This window comes from Streptomyces sp. NPDC002787, from assembly GCF_053592095.1.
Window position 1 is genome coordinate 72129 of the sequence record NZ_JBSFVC010000004.1, and the last position, 18846, is coordinate 90974.

Below are 18846 nucleotides of genomic sequence, written 5' to 3' on the forward strand. Positions count from 1 at the left end.
CCGTACGCCTGTCCTAGTTCATCTTCCGTTCACCCAGGTTGCCTACGGTCCACATGCCACTGACGTCCAAAAGAAGCCCGGGTAAATGGAAAACTTCTCGCTGATCCTCGCGATCGTGGTGATCACCGCGCTTGCGTTCGATTTTACGAACGGTTTCCACGACACCGCCAACGCGATGGCCACCACCATCTCGACCGGCGCCATGAAGCCCAAGGTCGCGGTGGCCATGTCCGCCGTGCTCAACCTTGTCGGCGCGTTCCTTTCCATAGAGGTCGCCAACACCATCTCCAAGGGGCTCGTCGACGAGTCCGGCATACAGCCAGAGGTCATATTCGCGGCGCTCGTGGGCGCCATCCTCTGGAACCTGCTGACCTGGCTCGTCGGGCTCCCCTCCAGTTCCTCGCACGCCCTGATGGGTGGCCTGATCGGCGCCACGATCGCCTCGGTCGGCGTCGGCTCGGTGCACGGCGACGTGCTCGTCACCAAGGTGCTGATACCGGCCGTCGCGGCTCCGCTGGTCGCCGGTGTCGCGGCGATGTTCGCCACCCGGCTGACGTACGGGCTCGGGCGGCACACGAGCGAGAAGGCCTCCGGCAAGGGGTACCGCGCCGGTCAGATCGCCTCCGCCGGCCTGGTCTCACTCGCCCACGGCACCAACGACGCCCAGAAGACGATGGGCATCATCACCCTCGCCCTGGTGGCCGGCGGCGCCCTCGCGCCCGACTCCGACCCGCCGGTGTGGGTCATCGTCTCCGCCGGTCTGGCCATCGCGCTCGGCACCTACCTGGGCGGCTGGCGCATCATCCGCACGATGGGCAAGGGCCTGACCGACCTCCAGCCGCAGCAGGGCTTCGCCGCCCAGACCAGCGCGGCCACGGTCATCCTGGCCTCCTCGCACCTCGGCTTCTCCCTCTCCACCACGCACTCGGTCTCCGGTGCCGTGATGGGCGCGGGCCTCGGCCGCAAGGGCGGTGTGGTCCGCTGGTCCACGGCGACCCGGATGTTCGTCGCCTGGGGTCTGACCCTGCCGGCCGCCGCGCTGGTCGCCGCGCTCGCCGAGTGGGTGACGTCCTTCGGGACCTGGGGCACGGCCGTCGTCGCGGTCTTCCTCATCGCCTCCAGCGCCGCCATCTGGGTGATCTCCCGCCGCGAGGTGGTCGACCACACCAATGTGAACGACCACGCCGAGGAGCCCCCGGGCGTGGTGACCACGGCCATCGCCGCGGTGACCCCGCCGCCGGCCGGCACCGTGACCGAGGAGCTCGCGGCGACCATCCCGGCCCCCGCGGCCACGACCGCCGCCGAGACCACGACCCCGGCGAACTCGTCCACGCCGACGGCCGTCTGAGCCCCGCGACCTCCTGAGGAAGATCACCACCATGCACATCGACTGGGCAGCTCTCGGCTCCGTCTTCGGAGTCAGCCTCGTGGTCACCGTGGCCCTCGTCGGCCTCTTCACCCTGGGCATCGTCGGCCTCTCCAAGCGAGAGGCGGCGTCAACCCGGGGCGAGTCGGTGCTACCGGCGACCGCTGGGGCGTACGTGTGCTTCGCGCTGTGCGCGGCGGCAGTGGCGTACGGGATTTCCCTCATCATGACCTGAGACCGGAAACCCCACGGCCCCCCTGGGGGCCGACACCGGCAACTTCAGAATCAGCCCCCGTGGGCGTCCTATGACGCTTACGGGGGTTGATCCATCGTCAGCGGTGGTGCGGCCTCCTAGGCCGAGCCTCCCCCAGCGCCCGGTTCAGGACCCGGAGCCGTTCCGTGACCGGGGTCAGTCCCCACCACAGGCCGGCCCCGGCGGCACCGAGCACGGTCACCACCAGCCAGACCAGGGCACGCACCTCACCGCTCGGCACGAGAAGCGCGGCCAAGGCACCCGCCCCGACGGACAGCACGCCCATCACGGAGCAGAAGAGCGCCAGTGGGGCGGCGGCGGTCACCCGTTCTCGCCAGACGTCCGGCTTCCCCCCGCGCGCCGCAGCGGTTTCCCTCGCTCGGTCTCCCATGTGCGCACCTCCCGTCCCCCGGACGGATGTTCACGATCCGCCCGCTCCCGGGTCCACAAGTCCCGCCAGAAAACCACACCACGCCGCGTAGCGAAAGACGAGCAGCGCGTCACTGTTCGAGTTCGAGTCACGGGTCATGACCCGCCTCTGTCCGGCAGCAACTTCCACGCAGTTGTCCGCGTGACGGTATTTCAGCGGTGTGGGGCTCAGCACACCATTCCACCGCAGGTCAACAGCGAGTTGACGGGTCTTCCAGGGGCGTGGTGGACTGCCGGGGCCATGTACGACGGCAGGAGAGGAAGCCGGTGCGAGTCCGGCGCGGTCCCGCCACTGTCACCGGGGAAGAACCTTCCCGGGAGCCAGGAACTCTCGCCGTCGGTCTCGTCGAACCAGGGCGTGGACACCCTGAGTGAGGACATATCGCCATGCGCGGCTGCCCATCGGGTCTCGATATCCGCTCGTTGCCCGACCCCGTGGTCGGCTGAACCGATGCGTGCCGACCGCGTCTTCGCGTACGGCGCCGCCGCCGGGCTCCTCGGTGATCTGCTGCTCGGCGATCCTCGCCGGGGGCATCCGGTCGCCGCGTTCGGGCGGGCGGCCGGTGCCGTGGAACGGGTGCTGTGGCGGGACCACCGGGGGTGGGGCGCGCTGCACACCGCGGTGTGCGCGGGTGGCGCCGTGGCGCTGGGGGCCGTGGCCTCGTCCGTCGTACGGCCGTCGCGGGCGGCCTCCGTCGCGTTGACCGCCGCCGCCACCTGGGCCGTCGTCGGGGGGACTTCGCTCGGGCGGGAGGCCAGGGCCGTGGGGCGGTTCCTGGAGACAGGGGACGTCGAGGGCGCGCGGGCCCGGTTGCCGCACCTCTGCGGGCGTGATCCTCAGGCACTCGACCGGGACGGGATCGCGCGGGCCGTCGTGGAGTCCGTCGCCGAGAACACCTCGGACGCGGTGGTCGGTGCCCTGGTGTGGGGCGCCGTCGGTGGGGTGCCGGGGCTTCTCGGGTTCCGGGCCGTCAACACGCTGGACGCCATGGTCGGGCACAAGTCCCCGCGTCATCGGCGGTACGGGTGGGCTTCCGCGCGGCTGGACGACGTCGCGGGGTGGCCGGGGGCCCGGCTGACGGCCGTCCTGGCCACGGTTGCCGGTGGGAACCCCCGGGGGGCCGTGCGGTCTTGGCGGGCGGACGCGGGGAAGCATCCGAGTCCCAACGCAGGGCCTGTGGAGGCGTCGTTCGCGGGGGCGCTCGGGGTGCGGTTGGGGGGCACGTTGTCATACGGGGGGCGGGTCGAGCATCGGCCTGTGCTGAACGGGGAGGGGCGGGCCGTCGTCGTGGAGGACATCGAGCGGGCCGTTCGGTTGTCGCGGCGGGTGAGCTGGCTGGCGTTGGGGGTCAGCGCGGCGGGTGCGCTGGTGCTGGGCCGGGTCACGAAGGGGAACTCATGAGCGGCGATCGTGGCGTGGGTGGGGGGCTGCTCGTGGCCGGCACCACCTCCGACGCCGGCAAGAGTGTCGTCACCGCCGGGATCTGCCGGTGGCTGGTGCGGCGGGGTGTCAAGGTCGCGCCGTTCAAGGCGCAGAACATGTCGCTCAATTCGTTCGTGACGAACGAGGGCGCCGAGATCGGGCGGGCGCAGGCCATGCAGGCCCAGGCCTGTCGCGTCGAGCCGACCGCGCTCATGAATCCCGTGCTGCTCAAACCCGGTGGGGAGCGGAGCAGTCAGGTGGTGCTGCTGGGGAAGCCCGTGGGGGAGATGAGCGCGCGGGGGTATCACGGGGGACGGCAGCAGAAGCTTCTCGGAACCGTTCTCGACTGTCTCGCCGAGTTGCGGGGCACGTATGACGCGGTGATCTGTGAGGGGGCCGGCAGTCCCGCCGAGATCAACCTTCGGCGGACCGACATCGTCAACATGGGGATCGCCCGCGGTGCCGGGCTTCCCGTGCTCGTCGTCGGCGACATCGATCGTGGGGGTGTCTTCGCGTCCTTCTTCGGGACCGTCGCACTGCTCTCCGCCGAGGATCAGGCCCTCGTCGCCGGGTTCCTCGTCAACAAGTTCCGCGGGGACGTCTCCCTGCTGGAGCCCGGGCTCGACATGCTGCACGGACTCACCGGGCGGCACACGTACGGTGTGCTGCCCTTCCGGCACGGGCTCGGCATCGACGAGGAGGACGGGCTGCGGGTCTCCCTGCGCGGAACCGTCCGCGAGTCGAACGTCGCGCCGCCCGTCGGGGAGGACGTGCTGCGGGTCGCCGTGTGCGCGATCCCGCTGATGTCCAACTTCACCGATGTGGACGCGCTCGCCGCCGAACCCGGTGTCGTCGTGCGGTTCGTGGACCGGCCCGAGGAACTGGCCGACGCGGATCTCGTCGTCATCCCAGGGACCCGGGGAACGGTACGGGCGCTGGAGTGGCTGCGGGAGCGGGGGCTCGCCGACGCCCTCGTCCGCAGGGCCGCGGAAGGGCGGCCGATCCTCGGCCTGTGTGGCGGGTTCCAGGTGCTCGGGGAGCACATCGAGGACGAGGTCGAGAGCCGGCGGGGGCACGTGGAAGGGCTCGGACTCCTGCCCGTTCGCGTGCGGTTCGCCCGTGAGAAGACGCTCGCGCGGCCCGTCGGTGAGGCCCTCGGGGAACGGGTCGAGGGGTACGAGATCCATCACGGGGTCGCCGGGATCGAGGGCGGCGAACCCTTCCTGGACGGGTGCCGGGTCGGGCAGACCTGGGGCACGCACTGGCACGGGTCGTTGGAGTCGGACGGGTTCCGGCGGGCCTTTCTGCGGGAGGTGGCGGCCGCCGCGGGGCGTCGGTTCGTACCGGCGTCCGACACCTCGTTCGCGGCGCTGCGTGAGGAGCAACTGGACCGGCTCGGCGATCTGATCGAGGAGCACGCGGACACGGACGCGCTGTGGCGGCTCATCGAGTCGGGCGCACCGACAGGACTGCCCTTCATCCCACCGGGAGCGCCCGCATGAGCCCCGGCACCGTGCTGTTGTCGTCGACTTCCGACACCGACCTCCTGGCGGCCAGGGCCGCCGCCTGGGAGGACGGGCTCGCCGCGCCGCGGGTCTCGGGCGCCCCGACCGTCCTGCTCGGGGGCGAGGCCGTGCACGGCGCGGAGTTGACTCGGACGACCTACCTGGACGTTGAGGAAGATCTGGAGGGAGACGAGTGATCTCCGCGATCCCCGCATGCGCGGGGAGCACACCGAGACGCCGCCCACCGCGGGCGACACCGCCGGACCATCCCCGCTCGGGCAGGGAGCACGGCTCCGGGTTGACCGCTCACGAGCCTCAGAGTCGCCCTCATCTCGCCCTTTCTCCCACAGGAGGGATCAACTCGTGAGTACGCACTTCCCCTTCACCGCCATCGTCGGGCAGGGCGACCTGCAACTCGCCCTACTCCTCAACGCGATCGCACCGAACGTCGGCGGTGTGCTCGTGCGCGGCGAGAAGGGCACCGCCAAGTCCACCGCCGTGCGGGCGCTCTCGGCGCTGTTGCCGGAGGTGGAGGTCGTCGCCGGGTGCCGCTTCTCGTGCGATCCCGTGAAGCCGGACCCCGGGTGCCCGGACGGGCCGCACGAGCCGGCGTTCGAGGCGCGGCCGTCGCGGATGGTCGAGCTGCCCGTGGGTGCCTCCGAGGACCGGCTCGTCGGTGCGCTCGACATCGAACGGGCGCTGTCGGAGGGCGTGAAGGCGTTCGAACCGGGGCTGCTGGCCGACGCGCATCGCGGGATCCTGTACGTCGACGAGGTCAACCTGCTCCACGACCACCTCGTCGACCTGCTGCTCGACGCGGCCGCGATGGGCGCCTCGTACGTCGAGCGGGAGGGCGTCTCCATACGGCATGCCGCCCGCTTCCTGCTCGTGGGGACGATGAACCCCGAGGAGGGCGAGCTGCGGCCGCAGTTGCTCGACCGGTTCGGGCTGACCGTCGAGGTCGCGGCCTCGCGGGAGCCGGACCAGCGGGTGGAGGTCGTACGGAGGCGGCTCGCCTACGACGACGACCCGGCCGGTTTCGCGGCGCGCTGGGCCGACGAGGAGGCCGCCGTACGGGCCCGGATCGTGGCCGCGCGGGAGCTGTTGCCGTCGGTGGTGCTCGGTGACGCGGCGCTGCGGCAGATCGCGGCGACGTGCGCGGCGTTCGAGGTCGACGGGATGCGGGCCGACATCGTGATGGCGCGGACGGCGACCGCGCTGGCCGCGTGGGCCGGGCGGACCGAGGTGCTGGCGGAGGATGTGCGCCAGGCGGCGCTGCTCGCGCTGCCGCACCGGCGGCGCAGGAACCCGTTCGACGCGCCGGGACTCGACGAGGACAAGCTCGACGAGACGCTGGAGGAGTTCGGGGGGCCGTCGGAAGACGAGGACCCTGATCCCGGTCCGGACGGGGGTGGCGGGCAGCCGCCCTCCTCGGAGCCCGAGGGGCCACAGGACGGTGACACCGGTGCGCGGCCGGAGGCCGGGGAGGGCGGGGAGCCGCAGCCCGCCGGCGCCGGGGCGGGCGAGCAGTCCGCCGTACGGGCCGCCGAGCCCTTTCGTACGAAGGTGCTGAGTGTGCCGGGGCTCGGTGAGGGCGCCGCCGGGCGGCGTTCGCGGGCGCGGACCGAGCACGGGCGGACGACCGGGGCGCGTCGTCCGCGCGGCACGCTGACCAAGCTGCACCTGGCCGCCACGGTCCAGGCCGCCGCGCCGCACCAGCGGGCGCGGGGCCGGTCGGGGCCGGGGCTGGTCGTGCGCCGTGACGATCTGCGGCAGGCGACCCGGGAGGGGCGGGAGGGGAACCTCGTGCTGTTCGTGGTCGACGCCTCCGGATCGATGGCGGCCCGGCAGCGGATGAGTGCGGTGAAGGGGGCGGTGCTGTCGCTGCTGCTGGACGCCTACCAGCGGCGGGACAAGGTGGGGCTGGTGACCTTCCGGGGGTCGGCCGCCGAGGTGGCGTTGCCGCCGACCTCGTCCGTGGAGGCGGCGGCGTCCCGGCTGGAGTCGCTGCCCACGGGCGGGCGGACGCCGCTGGCCGCCGGGTTGCTGCGGGCCCATGAGGTGCTGCGGGTGGAGCGGCTGCGGGACCCCGCGCGGCGGGCGCTCGTCGTGGTCGTGACCGACGGGCGGGCCACGGGCGGCCCCGAGCCGGTCGCGCTCGCCGGGCGGGCGGCCCGGCTGTTCGCGGCCGAGGGCATCGCCTCCGTGGTCGTGGACTGCGAGTCGGGCCATGTCCGGCTGGGGCTGGCCGGGCGGCTCGCGGGTGAGCTGGGCGGCACGGCGGTGACGTTGGACGAGCTTCGAGCGGATTCCATCGCCGGGCTCGTACGTGATGTGCAAGGGACTTCGCAGAGGACTTCTAGGAGGGCCGCGTAATGCCTCAGGGGCAGCCGAGTGTCGTACCGGACGACGGGCTGACGACGCGTCAGCGCAGGAATCGTCCGCTGGTGTTCGTGCACACGGGCATCGGGAAGGGCAAGTCCACCGCCGCGTTCGGACTGGCGCTGCGCGCCTGGAACCAGGGGTGGCCGATCGGGGTGTTCCAGTTCGTCAAGTCGGCGAAGTGGAAGGTCGGCGAGGAGAACGCGCTGCGGGTGCTCGGGGCGTCCGGTGAGGGCGGGTCCGTCGACTGGCACAAGATGGGTGAGGGCTGGTCGTGGGTGCAGCGCGACGGCCAGATGGACAACGAGGAGAAGGCCCGGGAGGGCTGGGAGCAGGTCAAGCGGGACCTGGCGGCGGAGACGTACAAGCTGTACGTCCTCGACGAGTTCGCCTACCCCATGCACTGGGGGTGGGTGGACACGGACGAGGTCGTGGACGTGCTGCGCCACCGGCCGGGGACCCAGCATGTGGTGATCACCGGGCGGAACGCGCCCGAGAAGCTCGTCGACTTCGCGGACCTCGTGACCGACATGTCCAAGGTCAAGCACCCCATGGACGCGGGCCAGAAGGGCCAGAGAGGCATCGAGTGGTGACGCCGTGACCTCCTCCCCGTCCTTCGCCTCGTCCTCCGCCTCGTCCTCCGTGCCCCGGCTGGTCGTCGCCGCGCCCTCCTCGGGGAGCGGCAAGACCACCGTGGCCACGGGGTTGATGGCCGCGTTCGCCGCGCGGGGGCTCGCCGTGTCCCCGCACAAGGTGGGGCCGGACTACATCGATCCCGGGTATCACGCGCTCGCCTGTGGGCGGGTGGGGCGCAACCTCGACGCGTACATGTGCGGGCCGGAGCTGATGGCTCCGCTGTTCGCGCACGGGGCGCGGGGGTGCGACATCGCCGTCGTCGAGGGTGTGATGGGGATGTTCGACGGGGCGGCTGGGGAAGGGGAGTTGGCGTCCACCGCGCATGTGGCGAAGCTGCTGCGGGCGCCGGTGGTGCTCGTCGTGGACGCGTCGTCGCAGTCGCGGTCCGTGGCGGCGCTGGTGCACGGGTTCGTCTCCTGGGATCCCGAGGTGCGGGTCGGGGGTGTGATCCTCAACAAGGTCGCCTCGGACCGGCACGAGGAGATGCTGCGGGAGGCCTTGGACTCTACGGGGGTGCCGGTGCTGGGGGTGCTGCGGCGTGCCCCTCAGGTGGACACGCCGTCCCGGCATCTGGGGCTGGTGCCGGTGGCCGAGCGGCAGGCGGCGGCGGTGGAGGCGGTCGCCGCGATGGCGGCGCAGGTGCGGGCGGGGTGTGATCTGGAGGCGCTGGTCGGGCTGGCGCGGAGTGCGGGGGTGTTGTCGGGGGCGGCGTGGGACGCGGCTGAGGCCTTGGCTTTCTCGCCCCCGCCGCCCCTTCCCGTCCCGACCCTGGGGGCTGCGCCCCCAGACCCCCGCTTTCGGCCTGCGGCCTCGTCCTCGAACGCCGGACGGGCTGAAGGGGGCGGGGCCGCGTCCCCAAGCCCCCGTGTCTCGTCTTCGGCGCGGCCCACGCGGGTTGCCGTGGCCGGTGGGCCCGCCTTTACCTTCTCCTATGCGGAACACGGTGAGCTGTTGGCCGCCGCCGGTGCCGAAGTCGTCGTCTTCGACCCCCTTCGTGACGAGGAACTGCCCCCGGAGACACGGGGGTTGGTGATCGGCGGCGGGTTTCCGGAGGTGTACGCCGCCGAGCTGTCCGCCAACGAGCGGTTGCGGAAGGCCGTCGCCGAGCTGGCCTCGAGCGGGGCTCCGGTGGCCGCCGAGTGCGCGGGGCTGCTGTATCTGTGCCGGGAGCTGGACGGGCGGCCCATGTGCGGGGTGCTCGACGCCACGGCCCGGATGGACGCGCGGCTCACCCTCGGTTACCGGGACGCGGTGGCCGTCGGTGACAGTGTGCTGGCGGCGGCGGGGACGCGGATGCGGGGGCACGAGTTCCACCGGACGGTCGTCGAGCCGGGGGCCGGGCCGGCCCCCGCCTGGGGGATACGGACGCCTCGGCGGCGGGTCGAGGGTTTCGTACAGCGAGGTGTGCACGCGAGCTATCTGCACACGCACTGGGCGTCGGAGCCCGGTGTCGCCCGTCGGTTCGTGGAGGGGTGCCGGACGTCATGAGCAACAGGCTGATCGAGGACGCCGTGTGGGGGTCCGCGCTGGGGCCGGTTGAGGAGTCCGTCCGGGCCGCCGACGAGTTGGACGGCCGTCCTCTCCCCTACCTGTCCACCCTCGTCGCGCCCGCCCGGCGCGACGGCGGACGCGGTGGGAAGCCGTGACCGGTCCCGAGAACCTCCTCTCACTCCGCCACGCCCACCACCAGCCAGATGAAGGCCGCCCCGGCGATCGTGCACAGCAGGGTGGAGCGGGCCGGGTGTTCGTGGTGGGCCTCGGGGAGGATCTCGGCGGCGGCGAGGTAGAGGAGTGCGCCGCCGAAGAAGCCGAGGTAGCAGCCGAGGGGTCCCTCCGGGATCGTGAACAGCAGCGTGGAGGCGGCTCCCGCCACCGGGGCCGCCGCGTCCGCGAACAGCATCGCGAGCGCGCGGCGGCGGGCGTTGCCGTACACGCTCGTGAGGGTGTACGTGTTGAAGCCGTCCGCGAAGTCGTGGGCGATCACCGCGAGCGCGACCGCGATGCCCATGCCCTCGCCGATCTGGAAGGCCGCGCCGATGGCGACGCCGTCCATGGCGCTGTGTCCGACCATCGCCGCCGCGGCCGTCAGACCCACCTGTGGCGTACGGCCGTTGTGCTCCTCGGCGCCGTGTGCGGCCTGCCGGGCCGCGAGCAGGCGTTCCACCAGGTGGGCCAGGAGGAAACCGCCGACGAACAGCAGCAGGGCGGCCGGGACGCCGAAGACCTCGTCGCCGGCGGCCTCCAGGGCCTCCGGCAGCAGGTCGAGGCCGACCACGCCCAGCATCAGGCCGCCGGCCAGGCCCAGCACCAGGTGACGGCGGTCCGTCACTCGTTGTGCCGTCCAGCCGCCGAGCAGCGTCATGAGGAACGCGCCGAGCGCTACGAAGACCGCCATGCGTATGTGCTACCGGAAGAGCCGAGCCTCGCGTGTGCGGCGCCCCGAGCGAGGGTGCCCTTGAGGGGACGGGATCTGCTGGAGGGCGGCTGTGTGACGTCGACGTCCGTGGTCGTCGCCCATCGGGCGACCTGGTTCGAGGAGCTGGTGCTGGACATGCTCGGTCTGCCTGCGGAGGGGGACGTCATGGGGGTTTCCCGGGCTGTGCTGGACGGAGAACGCGTCGAGCTGGACCTGGAGTTCGCCTGGCCTCTGCCCGCGTTGCCGTCGAACGTCGGGCGCCCGGCGGTGGACGCCGCGCCCACGGACGACTACGCGCGGCAGCGACCGGCGATTCATGTGACCGACCGCCTGGTCGACACCGGCGAGGCACGGATCGTCCTCCGTCCGCCCTCCCTCGTCGTCGGCGTCGGCGCCTCCAAGGGCGTGCCGGTGGACGAGGTCCTCGGCCTGATCGAGGACGCCCTGCGGGACGCCGGCCTCTCCCCCAAGTCCCTCGCGGCGGTCGCCACCGTCGACGCCAAGGCCGGCGAACCCGGCGTCGTCCGGGCGGCCGAGCGTCTCGGTGTTCCCCTGGTCACCCACTCCGCCGAGGAACTGGCGGCGGTCGAGGTGCCGAACCCCTCCGACGCGCCCCGGGCGGCCGTGGGCACCCCGTCCGTCGCGGAGGCCGCCGCGCTCGTGGGCGGGGGTGAACTGCTCGTCCCCAAGCGGAAGTCGGAACGGGCGGACGGGCGGACGGCGATGGCGACCTGTGCCGTCGTGCGGCGGCCGGCGCGGGGGCGGCTCGCGGTGGTCGGGCTCGGGCCGGACGCCCGGGACCTGCTGACACCACGGGCCGGGGCCGAACTGCGCCGCGCGGCCGTGCTCGTCGGGCTCGACCAGTACGTGGACCGGATCCGTGATCTGCTGCGGCCCGGTACGCGGATCCTGGAGTCCGGGCTCGGGGCGGAGGAGGAGCGGGCGCGCACGGCGGTGGCGGAGGCCCGGAAGGGGCAGGCCGTCGCGCTGATCGGCAGTGGGGACGCGGGGGTGTACGCCATGGCGTCGCCCGCGCTCGCCGAGGCCTGCGACTACATCGACGTGATCGGTGTGCCCGGTGTCACCGCCGCGCTCGCCGCCGCCGCGATCCTCGGCGCTCCGCTCGGGCACGACCATGTGTCGATCAGCCTGTCCGATCCGCACACCCCGTGGGAGGTCATCGAGCGTCGGGTGCGGGCGGCGGCCGAGGCGGACCTCGTGGTGACGTTCCACAACCCGCGCGGCCGGGGCCGGGACTGGCAGCTGCCGAAGGCTCTCTCGATCCTGGCCGGGCACCGGGAGCCGACGACGCCGGTGGGTGTCGTACGGAACGCCTCGCGGCCGGACGGGTCGAGCAGGCTGACGACCCTGACCTCGCTCGATCCGGAGACGGTCGACATGATGACCGTCGTGACCGTGGGCAACACGGCGACCCGGGAGGTCGCGGGGCGCAAGGTGACGCCGCGCGGCTACCGCCGGCAGGAGCCTTCCCGGACCCCGGCCGCCGCCGCGCCCGACGTCCTGCCGCGCACCCCTGTTCCGAACTCCGAGGAGACATCGTGACCACCCCGCCGCCCGCCCTGCTCATCACCGGTCATGGCACCCGGGACGACGCCGGGGCCGAGGCGTTCCGCGACTTCGTACGGGAGTTGGGGCGCCGTCACCCCGAGCTGCCCGTCGCGGGTGACTCCGTCGAGCTGTCCCCGCCGCTGGGTGAGGTCGTGACCGAGCTGGTGGAGCGGGGGGTGCGGCGGTTCGCGGCCGTTCCGCTGACGCTGGTGTCCGCCGGGCACGCCAAGGGGGACATCCCGGCGGCGCTGGCCCGGGAGATGGAGCGGCACCCGGAGATCTCGTACGTCCACGGCCGTCCGCTGGGCCCGCACCCGGCGCTGCTGCGCGTCCTGGAGCGGCGGCTGGACGAGGCGCTCGGCGGGGGCGGCCGTGTCCCGGGCGACCGGGCCGATGTGACCGTGCTGCTCGTGGGGCGGGGGTCGACCGATCCCGAGGCCAACGCCGAGGTGCACAAGGCGGCCCGGCTGCTGTGGGAGGGGCGCGGGTACGCGGGCGTGGAGACGGCGTTCGTGTCGCTGGCGGCGCCGGACGTGCCGAGCGGTCTCGACCGGTGCGTGAGGCTGGGCGCCCGGCGGATCGTCGTGCTGCCGTACTTCCTGTTCACCGGCGTCCTGCCGGACCGGATGCGGCTGCAGACCGAGGGCTGGGCTGCCGCGCGTCCGGAGATCGAGGTACGGTCGGCCGATGTCATCGGACCGGAACCGGAACTTCTCGATCTGGTCATGGAGCGGTACCGGAAGGCGCTGGAGGGCGATCCGCGCATGAACTGCGACTCCGGCGTCCACCGCGTCGCCCTGCCCGGCTTCGAGGAGAAGGTGGGCCTGCCGCGGCAGCCGCACCTCCACCCGGACGACGGGCACCACCACGACCACGGGCACCACCATCACCACGGGGGACACGCGCACTCCCATGCACACTGAACAGGACACCGCGAGCGGCCACGACCTGCGGCATCACGGCGACGCCGAGGTGCGGGACGACGGGGCGAGGCTCACCGACCTCGCCGTGAACGTCCGGGCCGACACACCGCCCGCCTGGCTGCGGGAGCGGATAGCCGGGTCGCTGACCGGGCTGGCCGCCTACCCCGACGGGCGGGCCGCCCGGGCGGCGGTGGCGGCACGGCACGGGCTGCCCGTGGAGCGGGTGCTGCTCACGGCAGGTGCCGCCGAGGCCTTCGTGCTGCTCGCACGCGCCCTGAAGGCCCGTCAACCGGTCGTGGTGCACCCGCAGTTCACGGAACCGGAGGCCGCGCTGCGGGACGCCGGGCACACCGTGGACCGGGTGCTGCTGCGGGAGTCGGACGGCTTCCGGCTGGACCCGGCGGCGGTGCCGGAGGACGCCGACCTGGTCGTCATCGGCAACCCGACCAACCCCACGTCCGTACTGCACCCGGCGGCGTCCATCGCCCGACTCGCCCGGCCGGGGCGGACGCTGGTGGTCGACGAGGCGTTCATGGACGCGGTGCCGGGTGAGCGCGAGGCGCTGGCTGGCCGGACGGACGTGCCCGGTCTCGTCGTCCTGCGCAGCCTCACCAAGACGTGGGGGCTGGCCGGCCTGCGGATCGGATACGTCCTCGCCGCCCCGGAGACGATCGCGGAACTGGAGCGGGCCCAGCCCCTGTGGCCGGTGTCCACGCCCGCCCTGGCGGCGGCCGAGGCGTGTGTGTCGGACCGGGCCCTGGCGGAAGCCGCCGCCGCGGCCGACCGGATCGCCGCGGACCGCGCCCATCTGGTCGCCGGGCTCAAGGAGTTCGGCCCGGACGGCCTGGTCGTCGCCGAGCCCGCCGAGGGCCCGTTCGTCCTGGTGCGCCTGCCCCGCGCGGGTGCCGTACGACGCCATCTGCGCAGCCTCGGCTTCGCGGTGCGACGCGGCGACACCTTCCCGGGCCTGGACGAGGAGTGGCTGCGACTGGCGGTCCGCGACCGGACCACGGTCAACGGCTTTCTCCAGGCGCTGGACTGCGCGATGACACTGGCGGACAGCTGAGCGGAGAAGGCCCGGCGGTCCGCCTGTCAGGGCGTCGGCGCTGAGGGACCGGGAGCTGCCGGTGGTTCCGCCCCGTAGGGAAGGTCGTCCCAGCGGATTCGTTCCTCGGTTCCGTCCGGGAAGCGGATGTGCGCGTTTCCGTGGGTGTCCACCGTCGCACTCGCCCCGGTGTGCGGGGTGCGCGGGTCGCCGCTGAGCATGACGAGCGTGACCAGGACCGGACCGCTTCCCCCGGGTCCTTCCAGCGCGGGCGTCGCCGAGTGGTGCCCGTACGCGTTCGTGCCGACGGCTCGTGTCACGGTTCCGGGCCCCTCGCCCCAGCCGTACAGCCCCACGATCGCGCTGGTCAGACCGTCCGCGCGGCAGGCCAGCGCCCACCCCGGGCCAGCCGCCCCCGTGGGTGGCCCGGCATCGTCGGCCACGGCCCATCCCCCTTCCCGTACGGCCGAGTCGGGTGGGACGTCGACGCGGTGCACCCTGACCTCCCAGGGTCCGCGCACCACACTGATCGTCTCGATGCCGTCGCCGTACCGGGAGGCTGCGCGGCGGCCCTCGGCGCCGAGCGGATGGATGCGGCCACGCGGGGAGGGCGTGCCGTCGGGTGCGAGCAGGGCGAGGTGGTTGTCGGGGCCGCCGGTCCCCGGGGCTGCCGGGGTCTCCGGCGCGGTCGCGCTGGAGTAGGCGAGCCGGGCGTAGTGCGGGCTGTCGTCGGCGGTGGCGGGCGGGGGCGGTAACCGGTCGCTGCCGTGGTTGACGAGCCGTACGAGTCCGTCTGCGGCGGTGGACTGCAGTAGCCAGCCGGGGCCGGGCAGGGCGAGCGTGGTGTCGGCCGTGTCGACGGGCGCGGGCTCCTCGGGCGCGGTCCACACGGGGTGGCTCTCGGGCAGGAGCAGCCCGAGGAAGGCCTTGCTCGCCCAGTAGGGGGAGGCGGGGCCCGAGTAGCGCTGGGTGACGGGGAGGAAGGGCCGGTACCAGCCCAGCGTGAGCAGGCCCCGCTCGTCGGGTGCGCCCCGTTCCGCGAAGTGCTTCACGGCGCCGGAGGCGAGCCGGCGGGTGCGGCCGGGCGGCAGGGGGGTGGCGTCGGCGAGGGCGCCGGCCCACAAGGGGGCGGTGGTCGCGAAGCGGTAGGTGAGCGAGCGGCCCTGGTGCACCGGTGCCCCGTCGGCGCCGAAGAAGTGCTGGTGGGCGCCGAGGAACTCGCGCAGCCGCCCGCGATGCCGGGCCACCAGCCTCGCGTCCGCCCTCGGGCCCGCGATCCGCGCCCACAGCACCGGGTACAGGTGCAGGGCCCAGCCGTTGTAGTAGTCGAACTTCCGGCCGTCTCCGTCGGTGTACCAGCCGCCGCCCCGGTACCAGTCCTCCAGCCGGGCGAGCCCCGCGTCGATCTCGGAGCGGCTGTGCGGGGCGCCGACCGAGGCGAGGAACTCCTCGGTGATCACCTGGAAGAGCCGCCAGTTGGAGTCGTTGGCGTCCGCCCCGACGAAGCCGCCCAGCCAGTCGGCGACCCGGCCGCGTACGGCGTCGTCGAGGCGGTCCCACAGCCACGGCCGGGACTCGTGCAGCGCGATCGCGATCGACGCCGCCTCCACCATGGGCTGCGCCCGGTCGGTGATCGCCGGCCACCGCTCGTCGCCGCCGCGCGGATGGGTACCCGCGGCGAGCCCGGCCGCGTACCGCTCGATCAGGGCCGGTCCGACCCGCCCGCCCGAGCCCGCGATCCGGAAGGCGGCGAGCAGAAAGGAGCGGGCGAACCCCTCCAGCCCGTCGGACAAGGGACCGGAGTGGCTGGCCCGCCCCGGCAGCCGGTACTGCGCCAGCCCCGGCGAGGCGTATGGCACGAGCCCGTCGAGCAGCCGATCGGCCATGGCCTCCCAGTGGGCGCGGGTCCAGCCGGTGAGGGGGGAGAGGAGGAAGTCGGTGGGCGGGAGCGTCGAGTTGTCGGCGGGCGACACGTGCGGCGCGGTCATAGGGGAGTGCATCCTCCGTGAGTCGTGGTGAGGGAGCAGGGCAGCGCGCCCCGACAGGGGCGCGGGGCTGTGACATATGCGGCTCCGCCGCGTGGGCGCGACCAGCCACATACGACCCGCACTGTCACAACGGCCCCCTCGGCGAAGCCACACTCCGCCGCACGACGATGTGCGTGCCCAGCACATGCCGGCCCCCCACCCCCCGCTCCGGATCCCGCAGAGCGATCCGCACCGCCGCCCGCCCCAGCTCCTCCGCCGGCGTACGCACCGTCGTGAGCGGCGGATCGAAGTCCTCGGCCAGCGGGATGTCGTTGTACCCGACCACCGAGATGTCGTCGGGAACACTCAGCCCGGATTCGGCGATCGCGCGGAGCGCCCCCGCCGCGACCATGTCGTCCCCCGCGAACACGGCCGTGAACTCCCGTGTCTCCTTGAGGAGTTCGGTCATCGCCCGCAGCCCGGCGGCCCGGCCGAGCCCGCAGTCGACGACCCGCCCGGCCGCCGGAGGCAACCCGTGCTCGGCCAGCGCGGCCCGGTACCCGGCGACCCGGGCGTCCAGCGCGGTGTTGCCGGGCAGCCCGCCGAGGAAGACGATCCGGCGGTGCCCGGCGGAGAGCAGATGCCCGGTGATCGCCCGCGCCCCGGCCTCGTTGTCGAACTCGACGACGAGTGCGGGGACTTCGGGCCCCGGCGCGGGCCGGCCGCACAGCACCAGCCGGGCCCCGGAGGCGTCCAGGGCCTGCGCGTACTGGGCCACGCGCGAGCGGTACGCGTCGTCCTCGACGACCCCGCCGACCAGGATCACCAGCCGTGCCCCTTCCTCCCGCATGAGCCGCACGAAGTCCATCTCCCGCTGCGGGTCTCCCCCGGTCGCGCCGACCACGCACAGCCAGCCCCGGTCGGCGGCCTCCGCCTCCACTCCCTCGGCGACCTGGGCGTAGAAGGGGCTGGTGACCTGGCGGACGACGACGGCGGCCATCTTGCGGCCGCCGCCGACCAGGGCGCGGGCGTGCGCGTTGGCGACGTAGTCGAGTTCGCGGGCGGCGCGCAGGACGCGGGCCCGGGTGGCGGCGGGCACCGGATGGTTGCCGCTGAGCGCGCGGGAGGCGGTGGCCGTCGAGACCCCGGCCCGCTCGGCCACCTCCCGGATCGTGACCCGCCCCTTGGACACCATGTCGTTCCCCATCCCCCGCGTCTCCTGTTCCGCTTCCGCCGGCCGCAGGCCGCTGCTCACGTGTTGGCCGCGTAGTCCTCTCCGAACTCCTCGGCCATTCTGTCGCCGCCGCGTTGCCGCCACTTCTTCACGGTCGCGTCCCACTCGGACAGCGGGAGGCGCCCGGCGACGATGCCGGTGAGCGTGTCCTCGAGGAGGGCCTTGAGGGTGGTGCCCTGGGAGTTCTTGGTGGCGGACTGGAGCCCGAAGGAGGCGTTGCGGACGGCGTGCGGCACGACCTTCCGCTGCCAGGTGTGCAGGGCCCGTACGGCGTCCGGCATGCCGGGTACGAACAGCACCTGGGGGCCCTCGGCGAGGTACTTCAGCGGCAGGTTGGTGTTGTTCTCGACCTCGCCGAGCTTCGTGGGCTGCGGGGAACCGTCCGCGCCACGGGTGAAGTGGGTGCCCTCGACGCCGTAGTGGACGAGTTCCCACTCCTCGCTGCCGAAGGGGGCGGCGAGGAGGTCGAGGATGCGCAGCAGCAGCTCGATCCGTTCCTTCTTCGCCTTCTTCAGCACGGTGTAGCCGAAGGAGCGGCGGGCCGCCACGATCCCGCCCGGCTCGCCGCCGACGCTGTACGGGAGGGCCGCCGCCGGGGTCAGCTTTCCCTTGCTCTCCCGGTACTTGGGGAGGTACGCGCCGAAGCCGTCCTGCATGGAGCCGACCGTGCCGTTGTAGTAAAGGGTGGTCAGGTCGATCTGGGAGACGGACGTGGCGTCGGGGTGGTACGAGCCGTCCTCGCGCAGCCGTGTCTGGAAGGCGATGGCCGCCTTGAAGCGTTCGTCGGCCCAGCCCGGTGCGAAGGTGCCGTCGTCGGTGACGGCCCACTCCAGGGGCGCGTTGTGCGCGGCGGCGTGGACGGCGTTGCCGAAGAGGGAGCCGGCGGCGGCGCCGAGGGCGTAGGTGCGGCCGCCGGTGGCCTTCTTGGCGACGGCGGCGAAGTCGTCGGCGGTCCAGGCCTCCTTCATGCCGGCGTCGGCGAACATGCCCTGGTTGAGCCAGAGCGTGGAGCCGGGCAGTGGGCGCTCCAGGGGGATGCCGTGGATACGGCCGCCGATGCGGCCCATGTCGCGCCAGGCGTGGGTGGGGATGTTCGCGAGGTTCGGGTAGTCGGCGATCGCGTCCCCGGAGAGGAACGGGGTCAGGTCCTCGGCCCGGCGCCGCACGAACTCGCCCTCGCGGGGCAGGACGAAGCCGGAGAAGATGTTCATGATGTCGGGCAGGGTGTCGGCGTCGCCGGCCATCACCGTGGCCATCTTCTTCTGGTAGTCGGCCTGGGAGATGATCGTGTACTCGATCTTCACCCCGAGGGCCTTCTCCACCGCCGCCCAGAAGCGGTTCGCGGAGGCGGGTTTCGGCGGCGTGCCGAACGACACCGACATGACCTTGACCGTGGAGCCGTCGCCCGGTGTCCGGGAGACGGACTTGACCAGGTCGGCGGGGTAGGCGGTGTAACCGGCCTGGACGCCTGCCTCGGTGGGCGCGAGGTCCGGCTTCGGGCCGCTCGCGGGGGTGTACGTCGGCCAGGGCGCGAGTTTCTTGCCCGCGTTGGAGACGTCGCTGTCGCCGGAGCCGGTGGAGCAGGCGGTCAGCAGACCGGGGGCCGAGAGCGCGGCTCCGCCCACGGCCAGGGATCGGAGCAGGGTACGTCGGGACGTGCTGGACATGAGCAAGTCACCTTTCTACACACGGCTCTTG

17 protein-coding genes, 1 pseudogene and 1 riboswitch are annotated in these 18846 nt (G+C 73.2%); of the genes and pseudogenes, 12 read left to right on the top strand and 6 right to left on the bottom strand.

Annotation, left to right across the window (positions count from 1 at the left end):
• Positions 1–85 precede the first annotated feature (85 nt).
• Entirely contained in the window at positions 86–1348 is a 1263-nt protein-coding gene (locus tag ACWD26_RS06390; protein ID WP_451266812.1) for an anion permease, read from the top strand.
• 31 nt (positions 1349–1379) lie between these two features.
• Complete coding sequence (locus tag ACWD26_RS06395) at positions 1380–1601, top strand: hypothetical protein (protein ID WP_451266814.1); 222 nt, start codon at positions 1380–1382, stop codon at positions 1599–1601.
• A gap of 97 nt (positions 1602–1698) precedes the next feature.
• Here the strand turns inward: ACWD26_RS06395 and ACWD26_RS06400 are convergent, their stop codons facing one another.
• The gene (locus ACWD26_RS06400; RefSeq protein ID WP_451266816.1) at positions 1699–2010 is read right to left on the bottom strand and encodes a hypothetical protein; all 312 of its coding nucleotides are present in this window, start codon (positions 2008–2010) and stop codon (positions 1699–1701) included.
• A 30-nt stretch (positions 2011–2040) separates the two neighbouring features.
• A complete protein-coding gene (locus ACWD26_RS06405; RefSeq protein WP_451266818.1) occupies positions 2041–2223 on the bottom strand; it encodes a DUF397 domain-containing protein in 183 nt (60 codons plus the stop codon).
• 34 nt (positions 2224–2257) lie between these two features.
• Positions 2258–2401: riboswitch (cobalamin riboswitch) on the top strand.
• A 98-nt stretch (positions 2402–2499) separates the two neighbouring features.
• Between ACWD26_RS06405 and ACWD26_RS06410 the strand changes: the two genes are divergently transcribed.
• From ACWD26_RS06410 to ACWD26_RS06440, 7 genes and pseudogenes are all read left to right on the top strand, one after another.
• Complete coding sequence (locus ACWD26_RS06410; protein ID WP_451266820.1) at positions 2500–3450, top strand: cobalamin biosynthesis protein; 951 nt, start codon at positions 2500–2502, stop codon at positions 3448–3450.
• Positions 3447–4973, top strand: coding sequence for a cobyric acid synthase (locus tag ACWD26_RS06415; RefSeq protein WP_451266822.1), 1527 nt, complete (start codon positions 3447–3449; stop codon positions 4971–4973). Before ACWD26_RS06410 ends, ACWD26_RS06415 begins: the two co-directional genes overlap by 4 nt.
• The gene (locus tag ACWD26_RS06420; RefSeq protein WP_451266824.1) at positions 4970–5173 is read left to right on the top strand and encodes a hypothetical protein; all 204 of its coding nucleotides are present in this window, start codon (positions 4970–4972) and stop codon (positions 5171–5173) included. Before ACWD26_RS06415 ends, ACWD26_RS06420 begins: the two co-directional genes overlap by 4 nt.
• Positions 5174–5339: 166 nt before the next feature.
• Complete coding sequence (locus ACWD26_RS06425) at positions 5340–7352, top strand: putative cobaltochelatase (protein ID WP_451266826.1); 2013 nt, start codon at positions 5340–5342, stop codon at positions 7350–7352.
• Positions 7352–7951, top strand: coding sequence for a cob(I)yrinic acid a,c-diamide adenosyltransferase (cobO, locus tag ACWD26_RS06430; protein WP_451266828.1), 600 nt, complete (start codon positions 7352–7354; stop codon positions 7949–7951). Before ACWD26_RS06425 ends, cobO begins: the two co-directional genes overlap by 1 nt.
• Positions 7952–7955: 4 nt before the next feature.
• A complete protein-coding gene (locus ACWD26_RS06435) occupies positions 7956–9482 on the top strand; it encodes a cobyrinate a,c-diamide synthase (protein WP_451266830.1) in 1527 nt (508 codons plus the stop codon).
• Between the two features lie 14 nt (positions 9483–9496).
• A pseudogene (locus ACWD26_RS06440) lies at positions 9497–9640 on the top strand (precorrin-2 C(20)-methyltransferase); the annotation flags it as partial.
• Positions 9641–9660: 20 nt separating this feature from the next.
• On the opposite strand, the gene ACWD26_RS06445 reads toward ACWD26_RS06440, so the two are convergent.
• Positions 9661–10389 carry a ZIP family metal transporter gene (locus tag ACWD26_RS06445; protein ID WP_451266832.1) on the bottom strand — a complete coding sequence of 243 codons (729 nt, stop codon included), beginning with the start codon at positions 10387–10389 and terminating at the stop codon, positions 9661–9663.
• A 93-nt stretch (positions 10390–10482) separates the two neighbouring features.
• Between ACWD26_RS06445 and cobJ the strand changes: the two genes are divergently transcribed.
• Genes cobJ through cobC form a run of 3 tightly spaced genes read left to right on the top strand, consistent with a single transcriptional unit; the run spans position 10483 to position 13968 of the window.
• On the top strand, positions 10483–11973 hold the full coding sequence (gene cobJ / locus ACWD26_RS06450) for a precorrin-3B C(17)-methyltransferase (protein WP_451266834.1): 1491 nt from the start codon (positions 10483–10485) through the stop codon (positions 11971–11973).
• Positions 11970–12902, top strand: a complete 933-nt coding sequence (locus ACWD26_RS06455) for a sirohydrochlorin chelatase (protein WP_451266836.1) — start codon at positions 11970–11972, stop codon at positions 12900–12902. Before cobJ ends, ACWD26_RS06455 begins: the two co-directional genes overlap by 4 nt.
• The gene (gene cobC / locus ACWD26_RS06460; RefSeq protein ID WP_451266838.1) at positions 12892–13968 is read left to right on the top strand and encodes an Rv2231c family pyridoxal phosphate-dependent protein CobC; all 1077 of its coding nucleotides are present in this window, start codon (positions 12892–12894) and stop codon (positions 13966–13968) included. Before ACWD26_RS06455 ends, cobC begins: the two co-directional genes overlap by 11 nt.
• A gap of 26 nt (positions 13969–13994) precedes the next feature.
• Here the strand turns inward: cobC and ACWD26_RS06465 are convergent, their stop codons facing one another.
• The 3 genes from ACWD26_RS06465 to ACWD26_RS06475 form a co-directional block, all read right to left on the bottom strand.
• The gene (locus tag ACWD26_RS06465) at positions 13995–15935 is read right to left on the bottom strand and encodes a DUF2264 domain-containing protein (protein WP_451266840.1); all 1941 of its coding nucleotides are present in this window, start codon (positions 15933–15935) and stop codon (positions 13995–13997) included.
• 124 nt (positions 15936–16059) lie between these two features.
• The gene (locus ACWD26_RS06470; RefSeq protein ID WP_451266842.1) at positions 16060–17121 is read right to left on the bottom strand and encodes a LacI family DNA-binding transcriptional regulator; all 1062 of its coding nucleotides are present in this window, start codon (positions 17119–17121) and stop codon (positions 16060–16062) included.
• 44 nt (positions 17122–17165) lie between these two features.
• Complete coding sequence (locus tag ACWD26_RS06475) at positions 17166–18815, bottom strand: extracellular solute-binding protein (protein WP_451266844.1); 1650 nt, start codon at positions 18813–18815, stop codon at positions 17166–17168.
• Positions 18816–18846 lie beyond the last annotated feature (31 nt).